The 6338-nt window shown below is 44.0% G+C and carries 4 protein-coding genes; all 4 read left to right on the forward strand.

The window, feature by feature from the left end:
• The first annotated feature begins 138 nt into the window (after positions 1–138).
• The 4 genes from DSM107010_RS36205 to DSM107010_RS36220 all read left to right on the forward strand — a co-directional run bounded on the left by DSM107010_RS36205 (position 139) and on the right by DSM107010_RS36220 (position 6314).
• Positions 139–1485 (forward strand): AAA-like domain-containing protein, encoded by a 1347-nt coding sequence (locus DSM107010_RS36205; RefSeq protein ID WP_106169192.1) that lies wholly within the window; start codon positions 139–141, stop codon positions 1483–1485.
• A gap of 119 nt (positions 1486–1604) precedes the next feature.
• Positions 1605–2495 (forward strand): SGNH/GDSL hydrolase family protein, encoded by an 891-nt coding sequence (locus DSM107010_RS36210; protein ID WP_106169193.1) that lies wholly within the window; start codon positions 1605–1607, stop codon positions 2493–2495.
• Between the two features lie 67 nt (positions 2496–2562).
• The gene (locus DSM107010_RS36215; protein ID WP_106169194.1) at positions 2563–4305 is read left to right on the forward strand and encodes a thiamine pyrophosphate-dependent enzyme; all 1743 of its coding nucleotides are present in this window, start codon (positions 2563–2565) and stop codon (positions 4303–4305) included.
• A gap of 806 nt (positions 4306–5111) precedes the next feature.
• Positions 5112–6314 (forward strand): AMP-binding protein, encoded by a 1203-nt coding sequence (locus DSM107010_RS36220; RefSeq protein WP_199756008.1) that lies wholly within the window; start codon positions 5112–5114, stop codon positions 6312–6314.
• Positions 6315–6338: the final 24 nt, after the last annotated feature.

Here is a 6338-nt window from a genome sequence, read left to right on the forward strand (position 1 = left end):
AGAACTTGGTCAACTTTTTGCGACTCCATTTTAACAGCTAGGCTTTATCCAGCTTAATCCCACTTTTTCGCGTTGCACCCTTTACTAATGATATAGCTAACCTGTAAAATTATGTGTTGTTGTGTTTTGCAGATCGCTATGCCACGATCGGTTATTTTACGGGCAGATAAACAAGCAAGAGTTCAACAACGTCTGCTCGGGGAATTTCACAGCCAGCAGGATTTTGCAGAGGATTTAGGCGTTGCGGCATCGACAGTTAGTAATTTTATTAATCTCAAACCAGTTGACCGAAGGTTGTTTATTGAGTTTTGTGAAAGATTAAGTGTAGATTGGCGGGAGTATGCAGTTCCCCCTCATCGGGCGAATTCAATTGATAAAGCTGAATTGGAAGAACCAATTCAATTAACATCTAATCTCATATTTAATCAGACATCTAATATACAATCTGATTCCACAAATCCCCCATCTCCCACTACCCTCGAATATCCTGAGGGACAGATGGAAGTCAATTCTCCCTTTTATATCGAACGTCTACCGATTGATGTGCGCTGTTACGAGGAAATTAGCAAGCCTGGTTCTTTGATTAGGATTAAAGCACCCAGACAAATGGGTAAATCTTCTCTACTGGCAAGGATTCTAGATCGAGCAGAGCAACAGGGAGATGAACCTGTATACTTAAGTTTGCAGATGGCTGCAACAAAGTGTTTTAGCGATACCGATACATTCCTCAAATGGTTTTGTGCCAGTATCACCAGAGCTTTAGACTTAACCCCTCAACTGGACGAATACTGGAATTTAGCTGAAATTATTGGTGGACCCCTGTGCTGTCAAGATTATTTTGAACGATATCTGCTCCCAGCGATCGACAAACCCATCACTTTAGGTTTAGATCAAATTGATAGAGTATTTGAATACTCAGAAATCTACACAGACTTTTTTGGTTTACTGCGCGCACTTCACGAAGAAGGCAAACAACGTAGTATTTGGAAACAAATGCGGCTAGTAATAGCGTACTCTACGGAAGTTTATCTACCAATAAATTTAAATAAGTCGCCTTTTAACGTTGGTTTACCTATAGAATTACCAGAATTGACGCTCTTGCAAGTACAAAATTTAGCACGGCTTCACCAACTTGAGTGGAGCGAGAGAGAAGCCCTACAATTAATGGACATGGTAGGAGGACATCCGTTTTTAGTTAGACTCGCACTGTATCATGTTGCTCGTCAGGATATAACTTTGACTCAGCTTTTAGAAACAGCACCCACTACAAGAGGAATATACAACAGCTATTTAGGGCGAATTGAGTCAATTCTGTCACAGCATCCCGAACTAGAAGCAGGGATGAAAGAGGTGACGGCAACTACATCTCATCCGCAATTAGATAAAAAGACTCGCTCGAAACTCAATGCCTTAGGTCTAGTAAAAATACAAGATGAGAAAGTTTTGCCAAGCTGCAAGTTATTTCAGCAATATTTCTCGAAGTAACTCGAAACTCGAATAAGGCGAAGAAAAAAATTAGAAAAAAAATTTGACTCAAAGATCGCAAAGGCTATCTCATATTCCATGAGTGTTTGATGGATTCATCGAGTTCAACAAACACTCATATGCAACACAATCCATCACTTGTATTTCCAACTCGGCAGTTTGAACTGCTCAAGAAGATTTATATATTTGGGGATAGTTTTTCGGATGTCGGTACATTGTTCCGAGCAACAAGGGGAAAGTATCCGCCCAGTTCAACCTACTTTCAGGGACGCTACTCAAATGGTCGAGTTTGGGTTGAATATCTTGCAGAACAGTTGCACCTCTCCTCCAGCCAAAGCAGCAATTTTGCTTGCTCTGGTGCTACCACCGGAAGCAAGGGTAACACTCTTGTATCAGGTTTACTGACACAGGTACAGTCTTTTACGCAGGCACATCAACAGACCCTAGCGAATGCGCTATGTGTGATATGGGTAGGAGCGAATGACTATTTGCAGCAGCGAGTAAGTAATGCAACAGTCCCAGTTGAAAATATAACTAAGGCGATCGCCGCTCTCGCTAATAGCGGTGCAAAAAATATTTTAGTGGCAAATCTGCCGGATTTAGGACAACTACCAGCGACACGAAGCAGTATTAATTCTGCTAGCCTTAGTGGATTAACACTAGCGCATAATCAAAGCTTAAGGCGATCGCTGAAGCTATTGAGTCAGCAGTATCCTGACCTCCAACTCATTACACTAGATGCCAATGCGCTTTATCGAGAAGTAATCGCGAATCCGGCAGCGTTTGGCTTTACCAATGTCACCAGTGCGTATCTGTCTGGCTCCGGTGCCTGTGGCAACCCAGACCAGTTTTTCTTTTGGGACGACCTTCATCTGACGACTGCGGCTCATCAGATTATAGGAGAACGCGCCTTTGCGGTGCTGGCAGGACATCTCACGCTGGGAGAAGTCACTTTTGCAAGTGAGTCATATCAATTTAATACCTCACCAGCTTGTTTCAATGCTGTGTGAAAAGTTTTCCTGATTAAATTAGGGCTGAGTGCCCAAGCCAAGAACTATCTAACTTAATTAGTGCATTATGAACGCTGAATCGTTTTCCAATAACACGACTACGTCTGCAACTGTAGTAAGAATGCTAGAAGGTCTGGGAATAACTCATGCCTTTGGTGTTTCAGGAGGTGCGATCGCACCAGTATGGGCTACACTGCAACATCATAGCTCAATCGAGGTGTTTCATTTTCGCCACGAAGTAGGTGCAGTCTTTGCCGCTATCGAGTCATATTTTGCTAGCGATCGCCCTGCTGTAGTCTTTACCACAGCTGGTCCAGGGATTACTAATGCCTTAACTGGACTCTTTGCTGCCCGCTGGGAAGGTGCGAAGGTGATTTTTCTGTCTCCTGCTACCTCAACAGCCCAACGCGGACGTTGGGCTTTTCAAGAAACCAGCACGTACACTATGCCTGGTGAGATTTTTTCCACTTCTAAATCGCTGTTCCATTATGCTACCACTATAGAATCCGGCGACGAACTGCCAAAGATTGCTCGTAGGCTTGCTGCTGGTTTGGCACGACCAGGCGGTTTTGTCGTTCACTTGAGCATTTCCACCGCAATCCAGTCAAGTTTTATTGATATTTCTTTACCTCAGGGAGCTGCTGTTCAAACTCTAGTGAGTGCCACCCCACAAGCGATCGCAGAATGTGTCCAATTACTATCAGAAGAACCGTTTGCCATTTGGGTAGGCTTCGGTGCTAGGGGTGCTGCGGCAGAAATCCGCCAGCTTGCCGAGAGAACAGGGGCAGCAGTAATGTGTTCGCCGCGAGGTAAGGGGATCTTTCCTGAAAATCATCCTCAGTTTGTCGGTGTTACAGGCTTTGGCGGGCATTCATCCGTCCTTGCGTATATGCAGCAACACTGTCCTTTGCGCGTACTTGTGTTAGGAACGCGCCTCGGTGAGTTAACCTCATTCTGGAATCCCGAGCTGGTTCCAAAGCGCGGGTTCTTGCACGTTGATATTGACCCTGAAGTGCCAGGAGTCGCATATCCATCTGTCGAAACTGTCTCTATCCAATCTGATGTAGGTGTGTTTGTTAGACAACTGCTAGAACACTTTCTCAATCGGCATGAGAGGTCAACAGCGGCGGTGACGTTGCCTCGACCTCAATCCAAGGCTATCTATCCAAACACTGGCAGCCTCGTGCGACCTGAAATGCTCATGGATGCGATTCAGCGTGTAATTGTTGAGGGAAGTGATGCGGTAGTGATGACTGAGGCGGGTAACTCGTTTGCTTGGGGAACCCACACACTACGATTTGACAAGCCAGGTCGTTATCGAGTTAGTACCGGATTTGGGTCAATGGGTCATGCTACTACAGGCGTGCTTGGTGCTGCACTAGCACGGCAGGGCAAAGCTGTTGCCCTTGTTGGCGATGGTTCTATGCTGATGAACAACGAGGTAAGTACGGCAGTGAGATACCAGATTCCTGCTGTTTGGATTGTACTTAATGATGCCCGTTACAATATGTGCGCCCAGGTAATGCCGTCGCTGGGGTTTGAGGGCATGGATACAGAAATTCCTCAAACAGATTTCGTTATGCTTGCCCGTGGTATGGGAGCTGATGGTACCCGTGTCGAAACAGAGTCCGATGTCCAAGCAGCACTGGAGAGAGCACTTGCTTCTCCCGTTCCGTTTGTCGTTGATGTAGTCATTGACCCAAGCAGCCGCGCGCCAGTTGGGACTCGAACTCAAAGCTTGATTCAGCAAGATGCTACAGAATCAATCGTAACACCTTCAAAGTCCGGCTGGTCCGGCTGGGAAATATAGCAGCTCTGAAGCAAGTTTGGGTTAAGCCTAAAGTTATTAAGCTAACCCAAATTGCTTTATCTCAGTAGTGCCATTTCAGATTCAGCAGAATGATTTTGGTTCTGTCGCAAAAATGGTAGATTGAGAAAGCTAAATTTTCTCTAAGATAAATCTAAATAGCATCTCAATTCCTGTTCAAGTGGCTATATTTTCTACCCGAAATCATCTTGTTGAATGTGCGGTGGTACTGTCGCTACACCTTATCCTAATTGGCGAGTATCAAATAGCGCCTCAATTACAGAAGCAAGACAGTGTTTAGGGTGTCGGGTGATGAGTCAATCTAGGCAGGGAAGAAGTAATCAAGTGAGTTGTCAAAAAGCCCCGCTCCAAGTTCTCATCCAAAAAACCGAAAGGGAGTACAATCCAAACTCATGCCGCTTGTTTTTTCCATTACTTGTATAAAACTACTGTTGGGACAAATTGCTGAGCGAGTTGGACTTTTCTATTTTTAGGTAGTAAGGTAGAAACATATTACTTTTCGGGCAAGACACTAAGTTACGTAAATAATTGCTATCTGCAACGATCGCATCCTCAAGAATATCTCTTTCAACTGTCTCCCAACCTTAATTTCGCTCTATTTTTAGCAACTTACAATACTAATCGCTCAAAGCTGTACTTTCCAACATTTTTCAGTCAGGATTATTTATAACTATAATTTCATTTGAGCCAGAATTAAGTGTAACCAGTCTGCGATCGCAGACTTTGAGCCAGGGCTAATTGCAAATATAGAGGTAAAAAACGAACTTTTCTCTATCTCAGGAGACCTCATGATTTTCCGCAGCACAGAACCAAATATCTCCATCCCCGAACAGCCCCTAACATCTATTATCTTGCAGCGATCGCTAGAATTCGCTGAAAAACCAGCGATGATTGACGGGCTAACCGAGCGAACGATAACTTATAAAGAACTAGCAAACTCAATTAATAAAGTAGCTGCTGGTTTTGCAGCGCGGGGGTTTTCTAAGGGGGACGTAGTTGCTATTTATAGTCCTAACTGTTTGGAATATCCAATTGCTTTTCAGGCGATCGCAAGTTTAGGTGGAGTTAGCAGTACGGCAAATCCATCTTATACTGCTAGCGAACTTGCATATCAATTAAATGATGCTGGTGCTAAATATTTGCTGACAGTACCCCAACTACTAGAGCGCGGATTAAAAGCTGCTCGACAGTCAAAAGTTGAATCAGTATTTGTGTTCGGTAACGCTACAGGTGCAATCCCATTTTCTGTTCTTTTAGAAGATTCTGACTCAGTACCAAAAGTAGAAATTAATCCAAAAGAAGACGCGGTTGCTTTGCCTTATTCTAGTGGCACAACTGGTTTGCCTAAAGGTGTCATACTGACACACTATAATCTAGCAGCCAACCTGTACCAAATTTCAAACCGCGAGTCGATACGTTCAGCAGATACGATTATTGCGGTTCTTCCATTCTTTCATAGCTACGGACTGCAAATTTTCTTAAACTATAGCCTTTATTGCGGTGCTACCGTAGTTGTGATGCCGCAATTCGATCTAGAGACTTTTTTGAGACTGGTGCAGAAGTATAAAATTACTCGCGCTCCTTTAGTACCTCCAATCGTCTTAGCTTTAGCAAAACAACCAATAGTAGATAAATACGACCTTTCTAGCTTAAAGATAATTACCAGTGGAGCTGCACCACTAGGTAATGAACTGACCTTAGAATGCGAACAGCGTTTAAATTGTGTCGTCAAGCAAGGTTACGGTTTGACAGAAACCAGCCCAATAACGCATATCAACCCTGACGAACGCGAACAAATCAAACCTGGTTCTGTTGGTCTCTGCCTCAGAAATACCGAATGTCAGATTGTAGATATTGAAACACACAAACCCTTGGGTATTGGCGAGCAAGGAGAGCTATGGATTCGCGGTCCGCAAGTGATGAAAGGATATTTAAGGCATTGTCAACTTAATGGGATAAATCCGAAAATCGGCACGATAATTCCTGAGTAGCCAGCTTGGCTAATTTTAAGCAGC

Source organism: Chroococcidiopsis cubana SAG 39.79, from assembly GCF_003991895.1.
GTDB lineage: Bacteria > Cyanobacteriota > Cyanobacteriia > Cyanobacteriales > Chroococcidiopsidaceae > Chroococcidiopsis > Chroococcidiopsis thermalis.

Excerpts from the sequence above, each read along its gene's own strand:
- DSM107010_RS36205 (WP_106169192.1), top strand. The coding sequence starts at position 139 with ATGCCACGATCGGTTATTTTACGGGCAGATAAACAAGCAAGAGTTCAA.
- DSM107010_RS36210 (WP_106169193.1), top strand. The coding sequence starts at position 1,605 with ATGCAACACAATCCATCACTTGTATTTCCAACTCGGCAGTTTGAACTG.
- DSM107010_RS36215 (WP_106169194.1), top strand. The coding sequence starts at position 2,563 with ATGAACGCTGAATCGTTTTCCAATAACACGACTACGTCTGCAACTGTA.
- DSM107010_RS36220 (WP_199756008.1), top strand. The coding sequence starts at position 5,112 with ATGATTTTCCGCAGCACAGAACCAAATATCTCCATCCCCGAACAGCCC.